Origin of the sequence: Streptomyces sp. NRRL B-24572 (assembly GCF_002156145.1) — a bacterium.
GTDB classification, from domain to species: Bacteria; Actinomycetota; Actinomycetes; order Streptomycetales; family Streptomycetaceae; genus Streptomyces; species Streptomyces vietnamensis.
Genome location: NZ_MWIG01000966.1, coordinates 1 through 1,433, shown reverse-complemented (window position 1 = coordinate 1,433; position 1,433 = coordinate 1). Strand labels below are relative to the sequence as shown.

The 1,433-nt window shown below is 76.8% G+C and carries 2 protein-coding genes; one reads left to right on the top strand and one right to left on the bottom strand.

Translation table 11 applies throughout. The features are described 5' to 3' along the window. Nucleotides 1-452: phosphatase PAP2 family protein (locus CCN56_RS38900; RefSeq protein WP_143664793.1), on the top strand; the 452-nt coding region annotated here is incomplete at its 5' end. A gap of 168 nt (nucleotides 453-620) precedes the next feature. Here CCN56_RS38900 and CCN56_RS38895 read toward each other — a convergent pair. Next, on the bottom strand, nucleotides 621-1,433 hold an 813-nt coding region (locus CCN56_RS38895; RefSeq protein WP_086832334.1), incomplete at its 5' end, for a sigma-70 family RNA polymerase sigma factor.

The following is a 1,433-nucleotide window of genomic DNA, read 5'->3' as shown; positions in this document are numbered from 1 at the left end:
TCGCGGGCGTTCGGCTCGTGAAGGCGCTGGTGTTCGGCGCGGCGGCGCTCGCGCTCGTGCCGGGCCGGCCGCGCCGGGCCGCGCTCGCCGGGGTCGGGGCGATCGCGGTGGCCTCGGCCTCGGCGAACCTGCTCGGCAAGCGGCTCGTCCACCGGCCGAGGCCGGACCGGGAGGCGGCCCGGGTGGTGGTGGGCCGGCATGTCCCCATGCCGGCCTCGGCGTCGTTCCCCTCCGGGCACACCGCGTCGGCGGTCGCCTTCGCCACCGCCGTCGGCTCGGTGCTGCCGCACGCCTCGCTGCCCCTCGTGGCCCTGGCGTGGACCGTGGGCTACTCCCGGGTCCACACCGGGGTGCACTACCCGGGCGACGTCGCCGCGGGCGCCCTCCTCGGCGTCGCGAGCGCGGGCGTCTCCCTGGCGGCCGGGAGCTGGTGGGCCGCCAGGGAGAGGTGACCGGCCCTCGTCCGGGGCCGCCCCCGTCCGGGACCGCCCCCGTCCGGGGCCGCCCCCGTCCGGGGCCGCACGCGGCGAGGGCGCACGTGTCCGGGGCCGCACATGGCGAGGGCCGCGCGCGTCCGGAGCCGCACTCGGTACGGCCCCGGTCCCGGTACTCCGCTCGGCTCAGTACTCCGCGCGGGCCAGGTCCTCCTCCGTGAGGCCGAGCGTGGCCATCCGCTCCGGGTCCGCCAGGATGTGCAGCTCGACGATGCGGTCCTCGACGATCGTGAACGTCATGATCGAGCCGGGGCGGCCCTGGACGACCGACACCACCGCGGGCTGGCCGTTGGCCACGACCTGCAGCACGCCCGTACGGAACTTCGCGTACGTGAGGGCCTGCGCGATGACCGCCTCGGCGCCCCGCACGACCTTGGAGACGGCCGCGAGGGTCCTGCCCCCGTCCGCGCGCAGCACCACGTCCGGGTCGAGGACGGCGAGCAGCCCCTCGAAGTCGCCGCCGTGCGCCGCGGCGAGGAAGGCGTCGGCGATCTCCCGCTGCCGCCGCGCGTCCGGACCGGGCGCCGGGGTGGCGTCCTGCACCCGGCGGCGGGCGCGGCTGGCGAGCTGGCGGGTCGCGGCCGGGGTGCGGTCCACGATCTTCGCGATCTCGTCGAAGGAGACGGCGAACATGTCGTGCAGCACGAACGCGAGCCGCTCCGCGGGACCCAGGGTGTCCAGGACGACGAGGAGCGCGAGCCCGACGGACTCGGTGAGCTCGGCCGCGTGCTCCGGGTCGGTGGTGTCGGCGACCCGGACCACCGGATCGGGGACGTAGTACTCCAGCGGGTCCTCGCGGCGCGAGCCGCGCGAGCGCAGCATGTCGAGGCAGACGCGGCCGACGACCGTGGTCAGCCAGCCGCTGAGGTTCTCCACGCCGCTGACGTCGCTGCGGCTGAGCTTGAACCAGGCCTCCTGGACGGCGTCCTCGGCCTCGCT